Origin of the sequence: Curtobacterium sp. NPDC086286 (genome assembly GCF_044746255.1) — a bacterium.
Classification (GTDB): domain Bacteria; phylum Actinomycetota; class Actinomycetes; order Actinomycetales; family Microbacteriaceae; genus Curtobacterium.
In genome coordinates, this window is sequence record NZ_JBIVBW010000001.1 from 203,799 (window position 1) to 223,951 (window position 20,153).

Below are 20,153 nucleotides of genomic sequence, written 5' to 3' on the forward strand. Positions count from 1 at the left end.
CGGTCGATGGGTAGCTCCTAGCATCGATACGGACATCAGGCACTGTCCCGCTGGCGCGCTCGCGTGCATACTTGCGCAGTGTGCTCGATGACTTCTTGAACGATCCGCTCGCCCGTGCGTTCCTCGTCCCTGTAGTCGCCGCAATCCTCACGACTGCTGTCGTCGAGTACTTCGCGAAACCAGTGCTTGAGGCCCGAAAAGCGCGCCTGTTACGTGATCGTCAACAGTTCGACGAAGTGGTGTTTGGCTTCCAAAAGCTCGTGCTCCTGATGGCCGCAATGCTCGACGATGCGACATCGCGGGGATCGGCAGAACTGACGGCCGTCCAAAAGCAACAAGCGGCGGACGCGACTCAAGCGTCCCAAGAGCTGATCGCGGCCGTGAGTCGACTGCCGAGTGGATGGGTAGAGCGGCACAGTGCGCACGTTGCGCGCGCAATGCACTACGTAGGTTTTGTCCGCGGGCTCCTCGTCGTGGGTGCGTCCAAGCCGGAGCCTGCCATGGCCTACGCAAGATCTCTCGCAGCCGGTCTGAGCAGCTTCGATGCATATTTCGTGGCCTTCGCGACACTGCGCGACTCGCAGCCGGCCTGGTATCGACGTTCGTTCTCGCGGCGATTCATGCGATCCGACTACGAGCACGACGCGCTAGTCGCGCTTCGGGAAGCTGGCCTGACTGATCCGGTCACCCCCGCCGCGTAATACGTCGCGATGGCAGCTTCCAACGGGCGAAGTAGTGCCTGCCATCAGCGTTGGGGGAGTGACCGCAACCAGCGCAACCCTTCCTCCCGAGTGATGATCGGCTTCCTCCCGGCGCGCGTAGGAAGCGAAGGGATCAGATCACCGGAATCGATCGCCTTGCGGATCGTGTCGACGCTGAGGTCGACCGCTGTGGCGAAGTTGGGGATCGAGTAGGCAAGACGGTCCGTGCAGGACGGCTCGAGCTCGTGCATAGCTCAATGGTCCCCGGCGCTGCCCCATCTGTCCACGAGCAGATCTGACGCCGTAATCGCCACATCTGGAGGTAGGTGCGCTCTGTCACGACCTACGCCCTAGGCTCCCGACATGTACTCAACTGGCCCGAGCCCGTTCTTCGCGATCGTCGCGCTTGTCCTCGTCATCCTGAACATCTGGGCGACGATCATCGTCATTCGCGCCGGCTCACGGTATCTGGAGCGCACACGCCCGCCGCGTCGCCCACGGCCCGAACGGACGCCGCTCTTCCCGAAGGAGGATCCGCCGAAGCCGGAGTGAACGGCGGGCCTGTCAAAGACACTCGCGACGTCTGCGACGTCAACAGGCCCAGCTCAATGAGGGCCTAGCGTGCACACATGGATGAACGCGCGATCACGGTGGCCGAGCTCGCCCAGATGCTCCGCATCTCCGAGTGGAAGGCACGGGAACTCGGCAAGGATCCGTTGTTCCCGTCCTTCCGCAACGGCAACCAGCATCGCTTCTGGCCCTCCGAGGTCAAAGCCTGGACGCAGCAGCCACGCGATCCGTGGAAGCAGTCGGCCCGTTCCCTGGGCCGCAAGCGCAACCGGTAGAGGCTGTGCCCACATTCTGCCCACAACTGATCGGAACCGAGGGGTACCAGGATGACCCGGCATGACCGCAATAGACCGGAGATACGCCCCTCGGAGGTTCCGCCGCTGCCGCACCGCTCGCGCTGGGTGGGTTCGAATCCCACACCCTCCGCCATGGACACACGCCTGCGCCTGATCCGCGTCGACGACGCTGCGACGCTCGCGGCCGTCGTGACCGCGAGCGCCGACCACCTGCGGCCGTGGGAACCGACCCGTTCGCCCGCCTACTTCACCGAGGCGGGGCAGCACGACGTCATCGTCCAGGCCCTCGCGGCCGAGCGTGCCGGCACGTCCGTCCCGTTCGTGATCGAGTCGGTCGACGGCGAACTGCTCGGCCGGATCACGCTGAGCGGCATCACCCGTGGCGCGTTGCAGTCGTGTGCGATGGGGTACTGGATCCGCGCCGACCGGGTCCGGCAGGGGCATGCCTCCCGAGCGGTCCGGGCGGCTGCGGCGCACGCGTTCGAGGTGCTGCGGCTCCACCGTGTCCAGGCGGAGACCCTGCCCGAGAACGTGGGCTCGCAGCGTGCACTGCAGGCAGCGGGGTTCACGCGCTACGGCCTGGCGCCCGAGTACCTCAGGATCGCCGGGGCGTGGCGCGACCACGTCATGTTCCAGCTCCTCGCTCCGACCGACCGGTGAGCCCCCGGCTCAGCTGACGAGCCCCGTCACCACGTCGTGCACCACCCGGGCGGCACGCGCGGCCGCATCGTCGAGGTGCTCCTTGAACTCATCGCCGTCCGGCGCACACAGGTCGCTGATGCACCGGACGGAGACGAACGGCATGGCGTGGACGTGCGCGAACTGCGCGATCGCCGCCGACTCCATGTCGACCGCCGCGACCGCGGGGAAGGCCGTCCTGAGCAGACGCGCTCGACCCTCGGTGACGAAGATCTCGCTCGAGCCGATCGTGGCCGAGCGGAGGCGGTACCCGGCGTCCGAGGCGAGTGCCAGCTCCACGAGCCGGTCGTCGGGCTCGTACCCGGTGGGCATGCCCGGGACCTGGCCGAGCGCGTACCCGAACGCCGTCGCGTCGGCGTTGAGGTTGACGTAACGGTCCCCGACGACGACGTCGCCGATCTCGACGCCGTGCATCAGCCCACCGGCCGTCCCGACGCTGATCACCGGGATGCCGGAGCCGAAGTCGTGGAACGCGTGGGCGACCGCTGCCGTGGCGTTCGTGAACCCGATGCCGCTGCGGCGCACGGCGACCGTGGCGCCACCGACGTCGAGCAGGTGGTGTTCGTCGTGACCGCCGACCGGACCGTCGAGGATCGGGACACCGCCGAGGAGCCCGGCGAACGCGGACACCTCTTCGCTCATGGCGGCGATGACGACCGCGATCGGGGGAGGGAGTTGCACTGATCGATGATCGCACGGGCCGCCGACCGTCGGGACACCGGGACGCGTACCGTGCACCGTGCGCGAGGAGATCCAGGGGGCGGTGTGGTCGAGGTCGTCGAGTACCGAGCGGAGTGGCCGCGGCGCTTCGCGGTGCTGCGGACGGCGCGGCGCTCCTCGCCGCCGGCGTCCCGCACCGCATCGAGCACGTCGGGAGCACGGCGGTGCCCGGCCTCGCGGCGAAGCCCGTGATCGACGTCGACGTGGTCGTCGGGGCGCCGGACGTGCCCGCGGCCGTCGAGGCCCTCGCTGCGATCGGCTTCGTGCCGCGCGGCGATCTCGGCATCCCGGGGCGGCAGGCGTTCCGCACGCCCGAGCGCTTCGCCCCGAGCAACACCTACGTCGTGGCCGAGGGATCGCTCGCGCACCGCAACCACATCGGCGTGCGCGATGTCCTGCGTGGGGACGACGCACTCCGCGAGGAGTACGCCACCGTGAAGCGTCGGGCTGCCGCCGAGGCGCTGGACATCGACGACTACCTCGTGCGCAAGACCGCGGTGCTCGACCGGGTGTTGCGCGCGGCGGGTCTCACCGACTCCGAGCGCGCGTCGATCGCCGATGCCACCGCGGGCATCACCGGCCGAGGGGCCCACGGCTGACCCCTGACGCGCGGGTGTGACCTGACCGGCTGCGATCGGCCGGCTCGCGGCGGTCGTGCGCGCGTCGTCCTGCCGTCGTGACCGTTCCGGTTCGCGGATCGCGGGATTCGCGAACCGGAACGGTCACGCGGCCCGCGGAACCGGCCGTGCCGCCGCGTTCCGACGCTTCAGCGCGCCGCGGCGTGTCCCGACGCCTCGCCGCCGCGTGTCCCGACGCCTCGCCGTCGCGCGGAACGGCGGGCCGGGTCGCGAGCGCCGCCGAGGCCATCGACGGCGGAGGCGTCAGGCCGACGCCAGCGCCGGGTAGAGCGCGGTGAGCGGGGCGCTCAGTCCCGCGCGGACGTCGCGGCTGACCTGGTCGGCGAGGACCTCGTGCTCGCCGGCCTCGAGGGCGTCGTAGATCGCCGCCACGATGTCCGCCGGGTCGGCCTTCTCGACGTCGAGGTCGGCCGTCATGCCGGTGTCCGTGTAGCCGAGGTGCGCTCCGAGGACCTGGGTCCCCTGGGGTGCGAGCTCGAGGCGCAGGGAGTTCGTGATCGACCAGAACGCGGCCTTCGAGGCGGAGTAGCCCCCGGCCAGCGCGATCCAGCTGAGCACCGAGTGCACGTCGATGAGCGCGCCCCCGGCCAGCGACGGCGCGAAGGCCTTGGCGACCCGGAGCGCACCGAAGACGTTCGTGGCGAAGACGTGCTCGACCTCGTCGACCGAGGTCTCGAGGAGCGGCGCGGAGCCACCGATGCCGGCGTTGTTCACGACGACCGTGGCGTCGGCTGCTGCACGGGCGGCGGCGTCGACGCTCGCCTGGTCGGTGACGTCGAGGGCGAGCGGCACGATGCGCTCGTCGTCCCAGGTGCGCGGGGTCCGAGCCGTGGCGTAGACCTTGGCGGCGCCGCGGTCGAGGGCCTGCTGGACGAACGCGGCGCCGAGGCCGCCGTTCGCTCCGGTGACGAGGACGGTCGCGTCGGTGAGGGTGGTCATGGTGTGCTCCTGTCGAAGATGTTGAGTACGGAAAGTGAACCTAGCACGGTGTGTCTGGATTCCGAACTCAGGTAGGATGAACGCATGCTCGGCATCCTCGGCGGCGACGAGCGCTGCCCCATCGCGCGGTCCCTCGACGTCCTCGGCGAGAAGTGGACGCTCATGATCGTCCGCGACGCCCTCGCGGGGTCGACCCGCTTCAGCCAGTTCCAGCAGAGCCTCGGGGTCCCGCGGGAGGTCCTCACGGCACGCCTCGGCTCCCTCGTCGAGGGCGGCGTCCTCGAACGCCACGCCTACAAGCCGGACGGTGGACGCGTCCGGGACGAGTACGTCCTCACCGAGGCCGGCCGCGACCTCTCGCTCGTGCTGCTCGCACTGGGCGGGTGGGCGGACCGGCACCGGCCGTCCGAGCGCACGTCCGACCTCCGCTTCGTCGAGGCCACCACCGGCGAGCCGGTCGAGGCGGTCGCCGTGACGCGCAGCGGGCACCGCCGCGTCGCGCTCGACGCGCTCGAGGCGGTCATGGAGGGCTGATGGTGCGCAGCCGGACGACGACTGCGCACGGTGGACCCCGCGCACTCGTCGTCAGCGCGCGCACTCGTGCGAGCAGGCGGGCTGGCGTGACCACCGTCGGACGGGAGGCGCGGGTCGGCCCCGCACCGCGCCTCCCGGACCGCAGGCGGGTGCGTCAGCGACGCACGCCGCACCCGCAACTGGCGCCGAGCACCAACTCGGCGGGGACGAGGTCCCGGTGCCACTGGTTGTCCGCGTCGAGGCCGAGCACCCGGTCGACGGCGGCGGTCGCCATCGTCTCGATGGGCTGCCGGACCGTGGTGAGCTGCGGGTTCGTGTAGTCGGCCTCGACCGCGCCGTCGAAGGAGACGATCGCGACGTCGTCGGGCGCGGACAGCCCGAGCTCGAAGAGGGCGCGCAGGAGCCCGACCGCCTGCATGTCGGAGCTGACGAAGACCGCACGGGGGCCGGAGCCCTCGCCGAACATGCGGAGACCGGCCTCGTAGCCGCCCCGTCGGGTGAAGTCGCAGCGGACGATCGGGCCGTCGGGCAGCCCGGCGTCGCGGAGTGCGCGCATCCAGCCCTGCTCGCGGAGCTCCATCGAGCCGGCGTGCCCCATGACCAGGCCGATCGAGCGGTACCCGTGCTCGACGAGGTGCTGCGTGCCGTCGTACGCGCCACGGAGGGCGTCGACGCCGATGCTCGCGTAGTCGGGGACCTCGAAGAAGGTGTTGAGCAGGACCATCGGGATGCCGGGGTCCGTCACGGTGGACAGGTCCGGCCGCGTCATGATGCTCGTGACGATGATGCCGTCGACCTGCCGGGCGGAGAGGCTGCGGAGGCGCTCCCGTTCCTGCGCGGCGTCGCCGTCGCTGTTGGCGAGCAGGACGTCGTACCCGCGCGCGGCGGCGGCGTGCGTGACCGCGACGCCGAGCTCGGACCAGAACGGGTTGTCGAGCTCGGGGACGATGAGTCCGAGCATCTTCGAGGACCCGGTGCGGAGGGCCTGCGCGCTCGCGTTCGGGCGGTAGCCGAGGACGCGGATCGCCTCGCGGACGCGGGCCGCGGTGGCCGCTGCGACCGGACGGGGTCCGTCGTGCACGACGTAGCTCACGACGGAGGTGCTCACGCCGGCGTACCGGGCGACGTCGGCGCGGGTGACCGCCCTCGGGGTCGTCGGGACGGTCACGGGTGCCACCTTCGTCGGGTCGGAAGTCGCGTTCGGGTGCCGGCCCGTGCGGACCGACACCCGAACACCACTTGCTAGTCGCTGGCGATACTAGACGAGCCCACCGCCTCGACCGTCTCCGGGGCGTCGCCGAAGTCCGGCACCTCGAGGCGGACGCCGCCCTGCAGTGCGGACTGGTGGGCGATGATGCCGGGCAGCGTGAACCGGGCGGCGGTCCAGGCGTTCACCGGCGGCAGGGTCCGGTCGACGACGGCGCGGACGAAGTCGTCGGCGAGGAACTGGTGGCTGCCCTCGTGTCCGGTCGGGACCCCGGCGTACTCGGCGGGCAGGCGCTCGGTGTCGTGCACGGCCGCGTAGCCGGAGACGAACGCGTCACGGAGCGAGGGGTCGACGCCGGCGAGGCGGGGGTCGTCGAGCTCCATCGTCGCCTGGGTGTCGATCTGGTCGCTGATGTCGTGCGAGTCCTCCTTGTCCTGCCAGACGCTGACCTTGGCGAGCTGCTCGAAGCTCGCCTCGGTGCCGAAGTAGCGGAAGCGGGACTCGCGGATGTGCGACGGGTAGCCGACGCGGCGCATCTCGTTGATGCGCATGACCCCGCCGTTGTCGAGCTCGAACAGGGCGGTGGCGTTCGAGAAGTCGTTGTCGAACTGGCTGACGTCCTTGTCGAAGACCCCGTCGCCGCGGTCGTCCTTGACGCCGATGCAGCTGACGCTGACCGCGTGCCCCGGGATCGCGCCGAGGACCCCGCCGACCGAGTGCGTCGGGTAGAGCATGGGCGGGTAGCTGGCGGTGCGCTTCCAGTCCTCGCCGCCGCTGAACTGGTACGCGGCGTAGAAGCCGAGATCCATGTCGTGCACGTAGTCGCCCTCGGCGTAGAAGACACGGCCGAAGGCACCCTCGGCGACCTTCGAGCGGGCGAACACCGTCGCGGGGTTGTAGTAGCTCGTCTCGCCCATCATGTAGGTGAGCCCGGTCTCGCGGACGGCCTCGATGATGGCCTGGATCTCCTCGACCGAGATCGCCATCGGCACGGCCGAGTAGACGTGCTTGCCCGCGCGGAGGGCCTTCACGACGAGCGGCCCGTGCGTCCAGCGCTGCGTGAAGATCGCGACGGCGTCGACGTCCGAGGCGAGCACGGCGTCGAAGTCCGGGAACGTGCCGTCGAGGTGCTGTGACTCGACGAGCTCGGATGCCCGGTCGTCGACGAGGTCGGTGACGAAGACGCGGTCGACGTCCGGGTGCAGCTTGAACAGCTTGGCGAACTGGGGGGCGAACTGGCCCGCGCCGACCATTCCGACAGAGATCATCAGTGACCTTTCCAGGTGGGGGATGCGTCGCCGGGCAGGTCGCTCCGATGCGATCGAGGGCCATCCTGACACCGATGTCTACACGTGACAACCCCCGATTCAAACCAAGAAAAAGCCTCTTGCCACCCGCTGTCCCCACGTGTAGATTCCCGGCTCACGGACTGCTGCACGTCAGTCCACCGCAGACGAAGGAGTCGCGATGGCCACCGAGAGCCCTGTGTCGTCACCCTTGACGACGGCCAGCACGAGACGGAGGAGTCGGGCGACCGACCTCGCCCGTGCCGGCACCACCTCCCCGCGACGCCGGCCCAGGAACGACCTCTGGCTGGCGCTGATCTTCATCGCCCCGGCATCGGTCGGCTTCGCCGTGTTCCTCGCGTGGCCCACCGTCCGGGGCATCTACCTCAGCTTCACGTCGTTCAACCTGCTCACACCGCCGGTGTTCACCGGCCTGCAGAACTACGAGCGCCTGGTGCAGGACTCGATCTTCTGGCACTCGATGGCGGTGACGGTCGAGTACGTCCTGCTCAACATCGGGTTCCAGACGATCCTCGCGCTGTTCATCGCCGTGATGATGCACCGCCTCACCAAGTCGACCTTCGTCCGGGGCATCGTCCTCGCGCCGTACCTCGTGTCGAACGTCGTCGCGGCGCTCATCTGGCTGTGGATCCTCGACACGCAGCTCGGTATCGGCAACGAGATCCTGTCGGCGATCGGTGTGGGCCGCATCCCGTTCCTGCAGAGCGACTTCTGGGGCATCCCGACCATCGCGTTCATCAACGTGTGGCGGAACGTCGGCTACACGGCCCTGCTCATCTTCGCGGGCCTGCAGGCACTGCCGGAGCAGGTCTACGAAGCCGGCCGCATCGACGGCGCCAGCGAGTGGAAGATGTTCTGGCGCATCACCGTGCCGCTGCTCCGACCCATCCTGTCGCTCGTGCTCATCATCACGATCATCGGGTCGTTCCAGGTGTTCGACACCGTCGCCATCGCCACCCAGGGCGGACCCGCGAACGCCACGAACGTCGTGCAGAACTACATCTACAACCTGGCGTTCGGCCGGTTCCAGTTCGGCTACGCGTCCGCCGTCTCGGTGGCCCTCCTCATCGTCCTCAGCATCATCACGATCATCCAGTACCGACTCTCGCGTTCCGGCGAGAGCGACCTGGACTGACGGCCAGAGCACACGGAAGCGAGTCGAAGATGACCAGCACCCTGCCCCCGGTGGTCGAACCGCAGACCACCCGCGCGATCACCACCCGCGGCGGCCCCCGACCGCCTCGTCGGAAGCCCTCCGTCGGACGGGTCATCGCCTGGATCGCGATGATCGCCGTCATCGTCGTGACCCTGTTCCCGTTCTACTGGATCCTCCGCACCGCCCTGTCCTCGAACGGTGCGATCTCGGCCGACCCCACCTCGCTCCTCCCCACGGGCTTCAGCCTCGGTGGCTTCGAGCGCGTGTTCGGCCTGCAGTCCACGAAGGAGGCGCTCGCGCAGGGCGGGTCCGGCGCTGCCATCAACTTCTGGCAGTACCTGCTGAACTCGGTGCTCACCGCGACGATGATCACCGTCGGCCAGGTGTTCTTCTCCGCCGGGGCGGCCTACGCGTTCGCGCGGTTGCGGTGGCCCGGGCGGGACCGCGTCTTCGCGGTCTTCCTCGCCGGACTGATGGTTCCGACGATCTTCACGCTCCTGCCGAACTTCACGCTGATCAAGTCGCTCGGCCTCGTCGACACCCTGTTCGGGATCGCCCTGCCGTCGATGCTCATGACGCCGTTCGCGGTGTTCTTCCTCCGGCAGTTCTTCCTCGGGATCTCCCGCGAGGTCGAGGAGGCGGCACTCATCGACGGCGCCGGCAAGGTCCGGGTCTTCTTCCGGCTCATCCTCCCGATGGCCTCCGCCCCGATCGCGACGCTCGCCGTCCTGACGTACATCACGGCGTGGAACGACTACTTCTGGCCGCTGATGGTCTCGTACACCGACAGCTCCCGCGTGCTCACGGTGGCGCTCGGGGTCTTCAAGTCGCAGTCGCCGCAGTCCGGCACCGACTGGGCCGGGCTCATGGCCGCGACGCTCGTGGCGGCGCTCCCGATGATCGTGCTCTTCGGCGTCTTCGCCAAGCGGATCGTCAACTCCATCGGCTTCTCCGGCATCAAGTAGGGATCCGCACATGACGAACTCCATCACCCGCCGCGCCCTCTTCGCCGGCGGAGCGTCCGCCCTGGCGCTCGGTGCGCTCGCCGCCTGCTCCACCACGGGCACCCCGAACCCGCGGAGCGGTGCGACCGGCACGGTGTCCTACTGGCTCTGGGACTCGAACCAGCTGCCGGCGTACCAGGCCGTCGCCAAGGCCTTCGAGCGCGAGAACCCCGGCATCACGATCAGGATCACCCAGCTCGGGTGGGCCGACTACTGGACGAAGCTCACCGCCGGGTTCATCGCCGGCACCGCGCCGGACGTGTTCACGGACCACCTGTCGAAGTTCCCGCAGTTCGCCGACCTCGACGTGCTGTACAAGCTCGACGAGCTCGAGGCGACGTCGGGTATCCGTGACGACGACTACCAGTCCGGGCTCGCCCAGCTCTGGAAGGGGCGGGACGGCCACCGGTACGGCTCGCCGAAGGACTGGGACACGGTCGCGATGTTCTACGACCAGAAGGTCATCGCGAAGGCCGGGTACACCGCCGACGACCTGGCCGCCCTGTCCTGGAACCCCGATGACGGCGGCACCTTCGAGCGCGCCGTCGCGCACCTCACGATCGACGGCAAGGGGCGCCGCGGGGACGAGCCGGGTTTCGACAAGACGGACGTCGCCGTCTACGGGATGAGCGCCAACGGCAGCGGGGGCGACGGGTTCGGGCAGACCCAGTGGTCGCCGTTCACCGGGTCGATCGACTGGTTCTACACGAACAAGAACCCCTGGGGAAACCGGTTCCGCTACGACGACGCCGGGTTCCAGAAGACGATCTCGTGGTACTTCGGGCTCGCCGAGAAGGGCTACATGCCGAAGTACGGGGTCTTCTCCACGACGACCGGACCGGACGTCCAGCTCGGCTCGAAGAAGGTCGCGCTCTCGTTCAACGGCTCGTGGATGATCGGGACGTACGCGAACCTCCCGGGCATCGACGTCGGCATCGCGCCGACGCCGACCGGGCCGATCGGACACCGCGCGTCGATGTTCAACGGTCTCGGCGACTCGATCACGAAGCAGGCGCGGAACCCGGAGGCAGCGGCGAAGTGGGTCGCGTTCCTCGGCAGCGCTGCCGCCCAGGAGATCGTCGGCCGGGCGGGCATCGTCTTCCCGGCACGCCGATCGGGGACCGACGCAGCGGTGGCGGCGTACGCGAAGCGGGGCCTCGACGTGACGGCCTTCACCGAGCAGGTCGAGGACGGCACGACGTTCCTGTTCCCCGTGACCCGGAACCCGGCCGACGTGCAGGCCCTCGTGCAACCGGCGTTCGACGACATCTACGCGAACGGCAAGCCGATCAGCACGCTGACGGGCGTGAACGAGCAGGTCAACAACCTCCTCGCCCTCACCTGAGCCGCCGTCGGTCGACCGACTGGAGGCGCGGGTCGGGCCCGCACCGCGCCTCCGGTCCGCACGTGGGGGACTGGAGGCGCGGGTCCGGGCCGCACCGCGCCTCCGGTCCGCCCGTGGGGGACTGGAGGCGCGGGTCGGGGCCGCACCGCGCCTCCAGTCCGCCCGTGGGGACGCCGACGCGCGGATCTGCGCACCCTGACGACGACTGCGCGTGGTGGAACGCGCGCAGTCGTCGTCAGCGCGCGCACTCACGCCCGCGCCCGCCCGCGCGCCCCGCCGCCCGCGCGCCCCGTCGCGACCGCGCCCGCGCGCCTACCGCTCCGGCGCGCGCTGGAACCCGATCTCGAGCAGCAGGTTCGCGTGCGAGCGCTGGTCGCCAGTCGCGATGACCAACCCGGTCTCGGGCGCCCGGACCGCGTCGTAGAACGCGAACCGGTCGAGCGCACCGAGCGGCACGTCCGGCCCGAGGATGCGCCGGTAGCCCTCGTCCGCCGCGACGACGGTGTCCGCCGGAGCCTCCATGACCGTCGCCGCCTCGAACGGGACCGCGTCGAGCAGGGTCGTCAGGACCTCGTCGACGTCGAGCAGTCCGGGGCGGAAGTTGAGGTGCACGAGCGCGGCGCCTGGACGCATCGCCGTCGCGAACGGGTAGTTCCCGTCGGCGACCAGCACCTTGGAGCCGTGCCCGAGCGACGCGAGCGCGCTCAGCGTCGGCTGGTGGGTGAGGGTGTAGCGCAGCATCATGCCTCCGTGGGGGTGACGAGTCGGGCGACCGATCCACCGGCGACCAGACGGGGTGCGACGACGACGTCGACGGGGGCCGGGTCGGCGTCGGGGTCCGTCAGGCGCGCGTGGATCAGGTCGGCGGCGCGGACGGCGAGCTCGTGCGTGGGCTGCACGATGACGGTGAGCTTCGGGACGGTGGCCTGGGCGAGTTCGAGGCCGTCGAACCCGAGCACGGAGAGCTCCCGGCCGAGGGTCAGCCCGGACTCGTTCAGTGCGATGACGGCTCCGAGCGTGAGTTCGTAGTTCGCGCAGAAGACCGCGGTCGGGCGGTCTTGCTGCACGAGGAGCCGCTGCATCGCCGCCTGCCCGTGCTGCACCGTGAGGGGGCCCTCGACGACCGAGTTCGGTCCGAGGACACCGCCCTCCCGTTCGACCACCGCACGGAAGCCCGCGGTGCGCTCCCGCATGGTGGAGACCGCGGGGTCGCCCGCGACCACCCCGACCCGGCGGTGTCCGTGGTCGAGGAGGTGGCGGGCGGCGAGGGCGCCGGCGCCGCGGTTGTCGAGGAAGACGCCGTCGGTGTCGAGGGCGTCCGCACGCCAGTCGATCTGCACGACCGGCATCCGCTCGGCCGCACGCGCCAGGGCCTCGACGTCGTGGTCCGACGGCACCGCGATGATGCCGTCCACCATCCGGCTGAGGAGCAGGTCGACCGCGCCCGCGGCGGCGTCCGGGCTCGACGAGACGATGACGCTCGTCCCGTGCGCCCGGAGCGCGCTCTCGACCCCGGCGATCACGGTGAGGTGGAAGTCGTTGTCGAGCGCCGGCAGCAGGACGCCGATCGTGCCGGACCGCCGGGAGCGCAGGCTCCGGGCGAACCCGTTGGGACGGAACCCGAGCGTCGCCGCGGCCCGTTCGATCGCCTGCGCGTTCTCGTCGCGGACGGTGCCGCCGTTGTAGAACTTCGAGATCGTCGCGAGCGAGAGCCCCGTCGCCCGCTGCAGGTCCTTGTAGGTCGCCGTCACCCGACGCCCCCGGGGATCGTGCCGTCCTCGTCCCACAGGTCGTGCCAGCTGTCGGCGCCCGACCACAGGAACACCTGCCCCTTGATGAGCCGGACGCCGCGGTCGACGTCCTGGATCGCCCGGAGTTCCTCGTCGGTGAGCGGGTCCGTCAGCGCACCGTCGAGGTTCGCGCGGTACTGCTCGGGCTTCACCGAGAACGGGATCGGGACCTGCCCGCGCGCGACCGCCCACTTGAGGCAGACCACGGCGGGGTGCACGCCGTGCGCCTCGGCGATCCGCCGGACGACGGGGTGGTCGACGTCCACGGGGTCGTCGTCCTCGCGGTCGCGCTCCGGGCGGGACGGTGACCCGAGCGGCGAGTAACCCACGGGCTGGATGTCGTTCGCGCGGCAGAAGTCGAACAGCTCCGGTTGCTGGAACGTCGGGTGCAGCTCCATCTCGTTGAGCGCCGGGAGGACCCGGGCGTCGCGGAGCAGCAGCCGCAGCTTCGGGACCGTCGTGTTCGACGTGCCGAGGTGCCGGACCAGTCCAGCGTCGACGAGCCCCTCGAGCGACCGCCAGAGCGCCAGGTACGCGGCGTGGTCGTAGGGGCGGGCCGACCGGTCGCGGTCCTCGACCGAGGCGTGCGGCGCGTGGTGGTTCGGGAACGGCCAGTGCACGAACACCGCGTCGAGGTGGTCGACCCGCAGGTCCCGGAGCGATCGCTCGACCGACGCGACCGCATCGGCCGGGTCGTGCGCGTCGTTCCAGACCTTCGACATCACGAAGAGGTCCTCGCGCGGGACACCGCTCGCCGCGATCGCTGCGCCGACCTCGGGCTCGTTGCCGTAGACCGAGGCGCAGTCGACCAACCGGTAGCCGGCGTCGAGGCCGCCGCGGACCGCCGCCGCCACCTCGTCCGGGCCGTACCGGTCGGAGCCGAACGTGCCGAGCCCGATCGTCGGGATGCGTGCGCCGGTCCGCAGGGGTCGGCTCGTCGGGACGTCCACGGTGGCCTGCTTCCTGCGCGTCGTCGCGCATCACTCAACGTTTCATCCATGCGGGTGCAATGCACGCTACCGTAGAACCGTCTCCAGGACGAAACGTTTCGCTCGACTCGAGGAGGAGTCATGCCCGAACCCCACGACCTGCCACGGATCGACCCGGCAGCCCTGCCGGCGCCGGTCGACGTCAGCGACAACTCGGTGGCGCTCGCTGCCGTCGCCGAGGTCGTCGCTGCCGGCCCGTACGAGGCGACATGGGAGTCTCTCCGCGGGTACACGCCGCCGCGCTGGTACGAGGACGCCAAGTTCGGGGTCTTCCTGCACTGGGGCGTCTACTCGGTGCCGGCCTTCCGGAACGAGTGGTACTCGCGGGACATGTACCGCGCGGGCACCCCCGAGTTCGAGCACCACGTGGCCACCTACGGACCGCAGTCGGAGTTCGGCTACAAGGACTTCATCCCGTCGTTCACGATGGAGCACTTCGACCCGCAGGACTGGGCGACCCTGTTCCGTCGCGCGGGGGCGCAGTTCGTCGTCCCCGTCGCCGAGCACCACGACGGCTTCGCGATGTACGACACCGACCGCTCCCGGTGGAGCGCGGCGCGGATGGGGCCGGAGCGCGACGTGTTCGGGGACCTGCTCCAGGCGGTCGACGACGCGTTCATGGTCCGCGGCGCTTCCTCGCACCGGGCCGAGCACTGGTTCTTCATGAACGGGGGAGCACGGTTCGACTCGGACGTGCTCGACCCGCGGTTCATCGACTTCTACGGCCCGGCCCAGCGCGAGGAGACCGCGCCGAACGAGCGACACCTCGAGGACTGGCTGCTCCGGACCGTCGAGGTCATCGACAAGTACCGGCCGCAGGTGCTCTGGTTCGACTGGTGGATCGAGCAGCCAGCGTTCGAGCCGTGGCTGCGCACCCTCGCCGCGTACTACTACAACCGTGCCGCCGAGTGGGGGCGCGAGGTCGTCATCAACTACAAGTGGCAGGCGTTCGCGGACGGCTCCGCCGTCTACGACATCGAGCGCGGTGCGATGGGGGACATCCCGCCGGTCGTCTGGCAGAACGACACCTCGGTGTCCAAGTCCGCCTGGTGCTGGATCGAGGGGCACGACTACAAGACCGCGCGCGACCTCGTCGCCGAGCTCGTCGACGTCGTCGCGAAGAACGGCGTCCTCCTGCTCAACGTCGGCCCGAAGCCGGACGGCACGATCGCCGAGCCCGAGCAGCGGCTGCTGGAGGGCATCGGCCGGTGGTTGACCGCCAACGGCGAGGCGATCTACGGCACCCGTCCCTGGCGCGTCTTCGGCGAGGGTCCGACGCACGTCCAGGCGGGGTCGTTCGTCGACGGCGCCGCTCCGGCCCACACGTCCGAGGACGTCCGGTTCACCACCCGCCACGACGTCACCGGCGAGTACGTCTACGCGGTCCTGCTCGCCGACCCGACGGACGGCGTCGCGCGCATCCGCTCGTTCGGCAGCGGGACGAACCTGCTCGGACGGCCGATCCGCAGCGTCGAGGTGCTCGGCGCCGGCGGCGAGGTGCAGTGGACGCAGACCGCCACGGCGCTCGAGGTCGTGGTGCCGACCGGCACCGATCCCGATTCCGGCCCGGTCGTGAAGGTCTGGCTGCGTCCGGAGGAGCGGCAGGAACGAACCGACTCGCTGCACGGGTGAGCGAGCGGTCCGACGGTGACCACCCTCGGACTGGAGGCGCGGTGCGGGCCCGCACCGCGCCTCCAGTCCGTGACACTGGAAGCGTGGAACGACGTGCACTGATCCTGGAGGCCGCCGCCCGTGAGTTCGAGCGTGTCGGCTTCGCCGCCACGACGATCGCGGCCGTCGCCCGCGAGGCGGGCGTCTCGCAGGGCGCCCTGCACTTCCACTTCCCCACCAAGCTGTCCCTCGCGCTCGGGGTCATCGACGAGCAGAACGTGCGGACGTTCGACGTCGTGAGCCACCACGATGCGTCGCCCGCCGAGGCGCTCGTCCGGGCCTCCCGCGGCATCGCCGGCATGCTGCTGACCGACCCCGTCGTGAGCGCCGGCATCCGGCTCTCCCTCGAACGCGGCGAGTTCGGTGCCGCGACCGCCGCCTTCTACGACCAGTGGATCGGTGGGATCAGCGACCTGTTCCGACTCGCGATCGCGAGCGGCGAACTCCGGACGGACCTCACCCCCGAGCAGCTCGGCGCGACCGTCGTCCCGATGTTCACCGGAGTCCAGCTCGTCTCGGCGGTGCGGACCGGCCGGCAGGACCTCTTCCCCGCGGTCGCGACGATGTGGCGGATGGTGCTCACCGCCGTCGCGGACCCTCGGCACCGGCCCCGCTTGCTGGGGGTCGTGGCGGACGCGTTCGGCACGGCAGACTGACGCCGTGGACACCAGCGAGCACGACACTTCTCCTTACGGCGACCCGGCGCTCGCGACGCCCGGGGTCGAGCGGGTGGGGTGGTCTGCGAGCGTCGTCGCGCTGCACGTCGTCGCGACCGTGCTGCTCGCGGTCGGGTTCGTCGCCGTCGCGGTGACGCTCTGGTCCCTGTTCGTCACGGTCGACGACGGTGGCGGCGCGAACATCGGCGCCGGGATCCTCGGGGTGTTCGGCCTGGGCGTCGGTGCGCTCGGGCTGGTCGTGCTCGCCGCTGCGGGCAGTGCGGCCGCGGTCACCCGTGTCCGACGCCGACGAGCGCACTGACGCGGGACGGCCCGGGGGCCGGGTCGCTGCGGGTCAGCGGTCGTGGAGCTCGCGGTCGCGGAACCACTTCAGCAGCCAGGCCGCGCTCGTGCGGTCGAAGGACCGCGGGAAGTCGACGCCGTCGGTGAGGAACGGGCTGAAGCCCTCCTCGGCGGCGATGTCGGAGTCGTCGAGCGACCGGTAGGCCATCGACCAGCCGTCGAACCGACGGCGTTCGATGTCCTCGCGCACGAGGGACTTCACCTCGCCGTGGCGGGGGTCGCGCGCGATCGCGGCGAACCGGTCGTCCACGCTCCACGCCGGGCCCTCGAGCAGCTGCATGAAGCGGCCGTCCTTCGCCAGCAGGATGCCGGAGACCCCCAGCGCCTCGTTCCGGAGCCGCGACCCACGCAGGAGCTCGGTCAGGGCGGCGTCGTCGAAGGGGGTGGCCGCCCGGCTCATGTAGACGATGGAGACGAGCACGGCTCCATCTTGGCGCGGGCCGCCGTCGACACGAAATGGTGTCCGCTAGACGTAGTCCGTGGTCGGAACCGTCCCGTCAGTCCGCGGACGGGGCCGGTGCGCCGACCGGGGGCTCCCGCACGTCGAGCGTGGTGCGGTTCCGGGTCGCCGGGGCGGCGAGCAGCGCCACGACGAGGAGTCCGGCGGGGACGAGCATCGCCGCCTGCAGGCCGAGGTGCTCGCCGAGGAACCCGAGTGCCGGAGGACCCGCCAGGAACGCGATGTAGCCCGCGGTCGCGACGACGGACACCCGTCGGTCACCATCGGTCGGGTGGTCGCCGGCGGCCGAGATCGCGAGCGGGAAGCCGAGGGCGATGCCGAGACCCCACACCCCGGCGGCGGCCGCGGTCAGCACGGGGCTCGGCGACACCACGACGAGCAGCACGCCGACGGTGCCGACCGCCGCGCACACCCGGACGACCGGTGCGCGACCGAACCGGGCGACGAGGGGCGTGCCGGCCGTCCGCCCGACGAACATCGCGAGGGCGAAGCCGGTGAAGACGAGGGACCCGACGGCCTCGGGAGCGCCGTGGTCGGTCGTCATGAGCAGCGGGAGCCAGTCGCTCGCGGCACCCTCGGCGAACGCCATCGCCAGGGTGATCACGGCGATGAGCAGCACCTGCACCGTGAGCACGGCCCGGAGCCGCGGAGCCGGTGCGGCCGCGGACGACGCCTCGGGCGCAGCGCGGGGGACCGGACGGAGGTTCACGGCGGCGAACGCGGCGAGTGCGGCCATGACGACGGTGGCGCCGAGCAGGTGCGTGAGGACCGGCGTCCGGGCAGCGGTCACCGCGATGCCCGCCACCCCGCCGAGGACCGTGCCGAGACTGAAGCAGGCGTGGAGCAGCGGGACGACCGGCCGACCGATCCGCCGCTCGACCGCGGCCGCCTCGACGTTCAGGCCGATCTCGGCGACGCCGGACCCGAAGCCGATGAGGAACAGCCCGCCCCACACCCCGGCGGCGAGCTGCGCGGGGGCGGACAGGGCGACAAGGAGCATGCCGACGACGGGCAGGACCCCGCCGAGGACGATGAGCGGCCGGGTCCCGAGGCGCCGGACGAGCACACCGGCGCCGAGGATCCCGATCATCGAGCCGATCGAGAGCCCGAGGATGACGATGCCCATCGCCTCGATCGAGGCCCCGAGCGCGTCGCGGATCGCGGGCGTGCGCGTGATCCACGAGGCGATCCCGAACCCGGTCATCGTCGACGTGGCGAAGAGTGCCGCGCGGTGGCGCTCGATCATGGGTCCATCAGAACGTCCCACCGTGGTCGAGTCAAGGGAACGGCGCAGACCGCCGGTGCGAGGTCAGCGCAGCATGCCGAGCGAGCGCGCCGTGGACACCGCAGCCGTTCGCGAGGCGACCCCGAGCTTCGAGAACACGTGCACGAGGTGCGACTTGACCGTCGCCTCGCTGATGTGGAGACGCGCCGCGACCTCGCCGTTCGCAGCGCCGGCGGCGACGAGCTCGAGGACCTCGATCTCCCGCGCCGAGAGCGACACCTGCGGGGTCCGCATCCGGGCCATCAGCCGGCCGGCGATCGCGGGCGCGAGCGCGCTCTGGCCGGACGCCGCCGCCCGGACGGCCGCGATCAGGTCGTGCGGCGGCGCGTCCTTGAGGAGGTACCCGCTCGCACCGGCCTCCACCGCGCCGAGGATGTCGCCGTCGGAGTCGTAGTTCGTGAGCACGAGGACGTACGGCGCGGCGTCGAGCGCACGGATCCGCCGGGTGGCTTCGGCACCGGAGGTGTCCTGGCCGAACTGCAGGTCCATCAGGACGAGTTCCGGCGAGAGGTCGGCGGCGAGCTCGACCGCGGTCCCCGGCGTCGCGGCCTCGCCGACGACCTCGAGGTCGTCCTCCGCGTCGAGCAGCGCGCGCAGGCCGGCCCGCACGACCGGGTGGTCGTCGGCGATCAGGATCCGGATCACGGCACCTCCAGGACGGCGACGAGGGTGGTGCCGCGTCCGGGCGCCGAGTCGATCTCCAGCCGTCCGCCGAACTGGCCGACGCGGTCCCGGGCCGCGCGCAGGCCGAACGAGTCGGACGCGACCGCTCGCGACAGCGCGGTGACCGGGTCGAAACCGACGCCGTCGTCCGAGACCGTCAGTCGCGCCTCCTGGCCGTCGACCGCGAGTGACAGCGCGACGTTCGTGGCGTGCGCGTGCTGCACCACGTTCGCGACCGCGCCCTGGGCGATGCGCAGCAGCGCCGTCTGGACGTCCATCGGCAGCACCACGTCGGGCACGTCGACGGTCACGGACAGGCCGTCGCGGGACCACTGCTGCTCGGCGAGCCGTCCGAGCGCCGCCGGGAGCCCCTGGTCGAGCGACGGCGGCGTGAGCTCACGGATGAACCGCCGGGTGTCGGCGAGTCCGTCCGCCGCGGTGTCACGTGCGAGCCGGATGTGCTCCAGCCCGGGGCGGTCGCCGTCCGCGCGTTCCGCGGCGTGCAGGAGCATCTGGATGCTCGACAGGCCCTGCGCGACGGTGTCGTGGATCTCGCGGGCGAGGCGAGCCCGCTCGGCGAGGACGCCCTGTTCACGCTCGGTCGCGGCCAGGCGGTCACGGGTCGCGATGAGTTCGGCGACGAGCGCCTCGCGCTCCGTGGCCTCGCGCGCGAGGGCGCGGTACCCGAGCCCGATGAGCAACGCCACACCGGCGCCGACGAGCGGGCCGACGACCCCGCCGACCGTGAACCCGCCGTGCAGCCCGAGCGCGACGACCGCGACGAGGGTGGCGACCACCACGGCGACCGGACCGACCACGCGGGGGAGGACGTGCAGGTACAGGAAGAACAGCGGGAAGACGAGGTACGCGGCCTCGGGCACGAGCACCAGCAGGGCGATCCAGACGAGGCTCAGCGCGACGAGCCAGACCGCGCCGGCGATCGCACGACGGCGCTCGGCGGTGCGGGCGGCGACGGCTCCGAGCAGGTAGACGCCGGCGAAGACGACGCTCAGCCCGAGGGGCACCCATAGCCGCGGGCCGTCGCTGACCAGCACACGGATGACGACGAGGGCCAGGAGCGCGGCGGACAGCACGTGCAGGCCGGTCCGGAGACCGACGAAGACCGGGGTGAGCGTGCTGTGCGCCATGACGGTCCCAGC

24 protein-coding genes are annotated in these 20,153 nt (G+C 71.0%); 12 read left to right on the forward strand and 12 right to left on the reverse strand.

All coding sequences use genetic code 11. The features are described 5' to 3' along the window. Positions 1 to 80 precede the first annotated feature (80 nt). Positions 81 to 701 (forward strand): hypothetical protein, encoded by a 621-nt coding sequence (locus ACIPKM_RS01025; RefSeq protein ID WP_402735959.1) that lies wholly within the window; start codon positions 81 to 83, stop codon positions 699 to 701. A 44-nt stretch (positions 702 to 745) separates the two neighbouring features. Here ACIPKM_RS01025 and ACIPKM_RS01030 read toward each other — a convergent pair whose 3' ends face one another. Then, positions 746 to 952: a hypothetical protein gene (locus ACIPKM_RS01030; protein WP_402735960.1), complete on the reverse strand. Its 207-nt coding sequence runs from the start codon at positions 950 to 952 to the stop codon at positions 746 to 748. 112 nt (positions 953 to 1,064) lie between these two features. On the opposite strand from ACIPKM_RS01030, the gene ACIPKM_RS01035 reads away from it, so the two are divergent. The 3 genes from ACIPKM_RS01035 to ACIPKM_RS01045 all read left to right on the forward strand — a co-directional run bounded on the left by ACIPKM_RS01035 (position 1,065) and on the right by ACIPKM_RS01045 (position 2,227). After that, positions 1,065 to 1,253, forward strand: coding sequence for a hypothetical protein (locus ACIPKM_RS01035; protein ID WP_402735961.1), 189 nt, complete (start codon positions 1,065 to 1,067; stop codon positions 1,251 to 1,253). Between the two features lie 77 nt (positions 1,254 to 1,330). Continuing rightward, positions 1,331 to 1,546 carry a hypothetical protein gene (locus tag ACIPKM_RS01040; protein ID WP_402735962.1) on the forward strand — a complete coding sequence of 72 codons (216 nt, stop codon included), beginning with the start codon at positions 1,331 to 1,333 and terminating at the stop codon, positions 1,544 to 1,546. A gap of 153 nt (positions 1,547 to 1,699) precedes the next feature. After that, entirely contained in the window at positions 1,700 to 2,227 is a 528-nt protein-coding gene (locus ACIPKM_RS01045) for a GNAT family N-acetyltransferase (protein WP_402735963.1), read from the forward strand. Positions 2,228 to 2,236: 9 nt separating this feature from the next. Here the strand turns inward: ACIPKM_RS01045 and mtnN are convergent, their stop codons facing one another. Beyond that, complete coding sequence (mtnN, locus tag ACIPKM_RS01050; RefSeq protein WP_175473689.1) at positions 2,237 to 2,947, reverse strand: 5'-methylthioadenosine/S-adenosylhomocysteine nucleosidase; 711 nt, start codon at positions 2,945 to 2,947, stop codon at positions 2,237 to 2,239. 113 nt (positions 2,948 to 3,060) lie between these two features. Between mtnN and ACIPKM_RS01055 the strand changes: the two genes are divergently transcribed. Further along, a complete protein-coding gene (locus tag ACIPKM_RS01055; protein ID WP_402735964.1) occupies positions 3,061 to 3,585 on the forward strand; it encodes a GrpB family protein in 525 nt (174 codons plus the stop codon). Positions 3,586 to 3,867: 282 nt separating this feature from the next. Here the strand turns inward: ACIPKM_RS01055 and ACIPKM_RS01060 are convergent, their stop codons facing one another. Next, complete coding sequence (locus ACIPKM_RS01060; RefSeq protein ID WP_071302808.1) at positions 3,868 to 4,563, reverse strand: SDR family oxidoreductase; 696 nt, start codon at positions 4,561 to 4,563, stop codon at positions 3,868 to 3,870. A gap of 84 nt (positions 4,564 to 4,647) precedes the next feature. Between ACIPKM_RS01060 and ACIPKM_RS01065 the strand changes: the two genes are divergently transcribed. After that, entirely contained in the window at positions 4,648 to 5,097 is a 450-nt protein-coding gene (locus tag ACIPKM_RS01065; RefSeq protein WP_071302807.1) for a helix-turn-helix domain-containing protein, read from the forward strand. Between the two features lie 154 nt (positions 5,098 to 5,251). Here the strand turns inward: ACIPKM_RS01065 and ACIPKM_RS01070 are convergent, their stop codons facing one another. Both ACIPKM_RS01070 and ACIPKM_RS01075 read right to left on the reverse strand, forming a co-directional pair. Beyond that, positions 5,252 to 6,265, reverse strand: a complete 1,014-nt coding sequence (locus ACIPKM_RS01070) for a LacI family DNA-binding transcriptional regulator (RefSeq protein WP_229087208.1) — start codon at positions 6,263 to 6,265, stop codon at positions 5,252 to 5,254. A 74-nt stretch (positions 6,266 to 6,339) separates the two neighbouring features. Further along, positions 6,340 to 7,572, reverse strand: a complete 1,233-nt coding sequence (locus ACIPKM_RS01075) for a Gfo/Idh/MocA family protein (RefSeq protein ID WP_402735965.1) — start codon at positions 7,570 to 7,572, stop codon at positions 6,340 to 6,342. A 199-nt stretch (positions 7,573 to 7,771) separates the two neighbouring features. On the opposite strand from ACIPKM_RS01075, the gene ACIPKM_RS01080 reads away from it, so the two are divergent. Genes ACIPKM_RS01080 through ACIPKM_RS01090 form a run of 3 tightly spaced genes read left to right on the forward strand, consistent with a single transcriptional unit; the run spans position 7,772 to position 11,116 of the window. Beyond that, a complete protein-coding gene (locus ACIPKM_RS01080) occupies positions 7,772 to 8,746 on the forward strand; it encodes a carbohydrate ABC transporter permease (protein WP_083403428.1) in 975 nt (324 codons plus the stop codon). A 29-nt stretch (positions 8,747 to 8,775) separates the two neighbouring features. Then, complete coding sequence (locus ACIPKM_RS01085) at positions 8,776 to 9,732, forward strand: carbohydrate ABC transporter permease (protein ID WP_083295227.1); 957 nt, start codon at positions 8,776 to 8,778, stop codon at positions 9,730 to 9,732. A gap of 10 nt (positions 9,733 to 9,742) precedes the next feature. Continuing rightward, entirely contained in the window at positions 9,743 to 11,116 is a 1,374-nt protein-coding gene (locus ACIPKM_RS01090) for a sugar ABC transporter substrate-binding protein (RefSeq protein ID WP_071296045.1), read from the forward strand. Between the two features lie 312 nt (positions 11,117 to 11,428). Here the strand turns inward: ACIPKM_RS01090 and ACIPKM_RS01095 are convergent, their stop codons facing one another. The 3 genes from ACIPKM_RS01095 to ACIPKM_RS01105 are packed head-to-tail and all read right to left on the reverse strand — an operon-like array spanning position 11,429 to position 13,856. After that, the gene (locus ACIPKM_RS01095; RefSeq protein WP_402735966.1) at positions 11,429 to 11,860 is read right to left on the reverse strand and encodes an RbsD/FucU domain-containing protein; all 432 of its coding nucleotides are present in this window, start codon (positions 11,858 to 11,860) and stop codon (positions 11,429 to 11,431) included. Then, the gene (locus ACIPKM_RS01100) at positions 11,857 to 12,867 is read right to left on the reverse strand and encodes a LacI family DNA-binding transcriptional regulator (RefSeq protein WP_402735967.1); all 1,011 of its coding nucleotides are present in this window, start codon (positions 12,865 to 12,867) and stop codon (positions 11,857 to 11,859) included. Before ACIPKM_RS01100 ends, ACIPKM_RS01095 begins: the two co-directional genes overlap by 4 nt. Then, positions 12,864 to 13,856 (reverse strand): aldo/keto reductase, encoded by a 993-nt coding sequence (locus tag ACIPKM_RS01105; RefSeq protein ID WP_402735968.1) that lies wholly within the window; start codon positions 13,854 to 13,856, stop codon positions 12,864 to 12,866. Before ACIPKM_RS01105 ends, ACIPKM_RS01100 begins: the two co-directional genes overlap by 4 nt. A 120-nt stretch (positions 13,857 to 13,976) precedes the next feature. Between ACIPKM_RS01105 and ACIPKM_RS01110 the strand changes: the two genes are divergently transcribed. The 3 genes from ACIPKM_RS01110 (at position 13,977) to ACIPKM_RS01120 (ending at position 16,544) form a co-directional block, all read left to right on the forward strand. Continuing rightward, positions 13,977 to 15,527 carry an alpha-L-fucosidase gene (locus ACIPKM_RS01110; RefSeq protein WP_402735969.1) on the forward strand — a complete coding sequence of 517 codons (1,551 nt, stop codon included), beginning with the start codon at positions 13,977 to 13,979 and terminating at the stop codon, positions 15,525 to 15,527. Positions 15,528 to 15,610: 83 nt separating this feature from the next. After that, a complete protein-coding gene (locus tag ACIPKM_RS01115; RefSeq protein ID WP_070418133.1) occupies positions 15,611 to 16,222 on the forward strand; it encodes a ScbR family autoregulator-binding transcription factor in 612 nt (203 codons plus the stop codon). 4 nt (positions 16,223 to 16,226) lie between these two features. Beyond that, positions 16,227 to 16,544, forward strand: coding sequence for a hypothetical protein (locus ACIPKM_RS01120; protein ID WP_402735970.1), 318 nt, complete (start codon positions 16,227 to 16,229; stop codon positions 16,542 to 16,544). A gap of 33 nt (positions 16,545 to 16,577) precedes the next feature. Here ACIPKM_RS01120 and ACIPKM_RS01125 read toward each other — a convergent pair whose 3' ends face one another. The 4 genes from ACIPKM_RS01125 to ACIPKM_RS01140 all read right to left on the reverse strand — a co-directional run bounded on the left by ACIPKM_RS01125 (position 16,578) and on the right by ACIPKM_RS01140 (position 20,141). Continuing rightward, positions 16,578 to 17,006 carry a BLUF domain-containing protein gene (locus ACIPKM_RS01125; RefSeq protein ID WP_083295228.1) on the reverse strand — a complete coding sequence of 143 codons (429 nt, stop codon included), beginning with the start codon at positions 17,004 to 17,006 and terminating at the stop codon, positions 16,578 to 16,580. Between the two features lie 76 nt (positions 17,007 to 17,082). After that, positions 17,083 to 18,291, reverse strand: coding sequence for an MFS transporter (locus ACIPKM_RS01130; protein WP_402735971.1), 1,209 nt, complete (start codon positions 18,289 to 18,291; stop codon positions 17,083 to 17,085). 63 nt (positions 18,292 to 18,354) lie between these two features. Then, a complete protein-coding gene (locus ACIPKM_RS01135) occupies positions 18,355 to 18,975 on the reverse strand; it encodes a response regulator transcription factor (protein ID WP_070418136.1) in 621 nt (206 codons plus the stop codon). Further along, positions 18,972 to 20,141 (reverse strand): sensor histidine kinase, encoded by a 1,170-nt coding sequence (locus ACIPKM_RS01140; protein WP_402735972.1) that lies wholly within the window; start codon positions 20,139 to 20,141, stop codon positions 18,972 to 18,974. Before ACIPKM_RS01140 ends, ACIPKM_RS01135 begins: the two co-directional genes overlap by 4 nt. Positions 20,142 to 20,153: the final 12 nt, after the last annotated feature.

Bases quoted from the DNA above. Each gene is read 5' to 3' on its own strand.
- ACIPKM_RS01080 (WP_083403428.1), top strand. From the start codon at position 7,772: ATGGCCACCGAGAGCCCTGTGTCGTCACCCTTGACGACGGCCAGCACG.
- ACIPKM_RS01140 (WP_402735972.1), bottom strand. From the start codon at position 20,141: ATGGCGCACAGCACGCTCACCCCGGTCTTCGTCGGTCTCCGGACCGGC.
- ACIPKM_RS01110 (WP_402735969.1), top strand. From the start codon at position 13,977: ATGCCCGAACCCCACGACCTGCCACGGATCGACCCGGCAGCCCTGCCG.
- ACIPKM_RS01065 (WP_071302807.1), top strand. From the start codon at position 4,648: ATGCTCGGCATCCTCGGCGGCGACGAGCGCTGCCCCATCGCGCGGTCC.
- ACIPKM_RS01085 (WP_083295227.1), top strand. From the start codon at position 8,776: ATGACCAGCACCCTGCCCCCGGTGGTCGAACCGCAGACCACCCGCGCG.
- ACIPKM_RS01045 (WP_402735963.1), top strand. From the start codon at position 1,700: ATGGACACACGCCTGCGCCTGATCCGCGTCGACGACGCTGCGACGCTC.
- ACIPKM_RS01040 (WP_402735962.1), top strand. From the start codon at position 1,331: ATGGATGAACGCGCGATCACGGTGGCCGAGCTCGCCCAGATGCTCCGC.
- ACIPKM_RS01130 (WP_402735971.1), bottom strand. From the start codon at position 18,291: ATGATCGAGCGCCACCGCGCGGCACTCTTCGCCACGTCGACGATGACC.
- ACIPKM_RS01075 (WP_402735965.1), bottom strand. From the start codon at position 7,572: ATGATCTCTGTCGGAATGGTCGGCGCGGGCCAGTTCGCCCCCCAGTTC.
- ACIPKM_RS01090 (WP_071296045.1), top strand. From the start codon at position 9,743: ATGACGAACTCCATCACCCGCCGCGCCCTCTTCGCCGGCGGAGCGTCC.
- ACIPKM_RS01035 (WP_402735961.1), top strand. From the start codon at position 1,065: ATGTACTCAACTGGCCCGAGCCCGTTCTTCGCGATCGTCGCGCTTGTC.
- ACIPKM_RS01030 (WP_402735960.1), bottom strand. From the start codon at position 952: ATGCACGAGCTCGAGCCGTCCTGCACGGACCGTCTTGCCTACTCGATC.
- ACIPKM_RS01095 (WP_402735966.1), bottom strand. From the start codon at position 11,860: ATGATGCTGCGCTACACCCTCACCCACCAGCCGACGCTGAGCGCGCTC.
- ACIPKM_RS01060 (WP_071302808.1), bottom strand. From the start codon at position 4,563: ATGACCACCCTCACCGACGCGACCGTCCTCGTCACCGGAGCGAACGGC.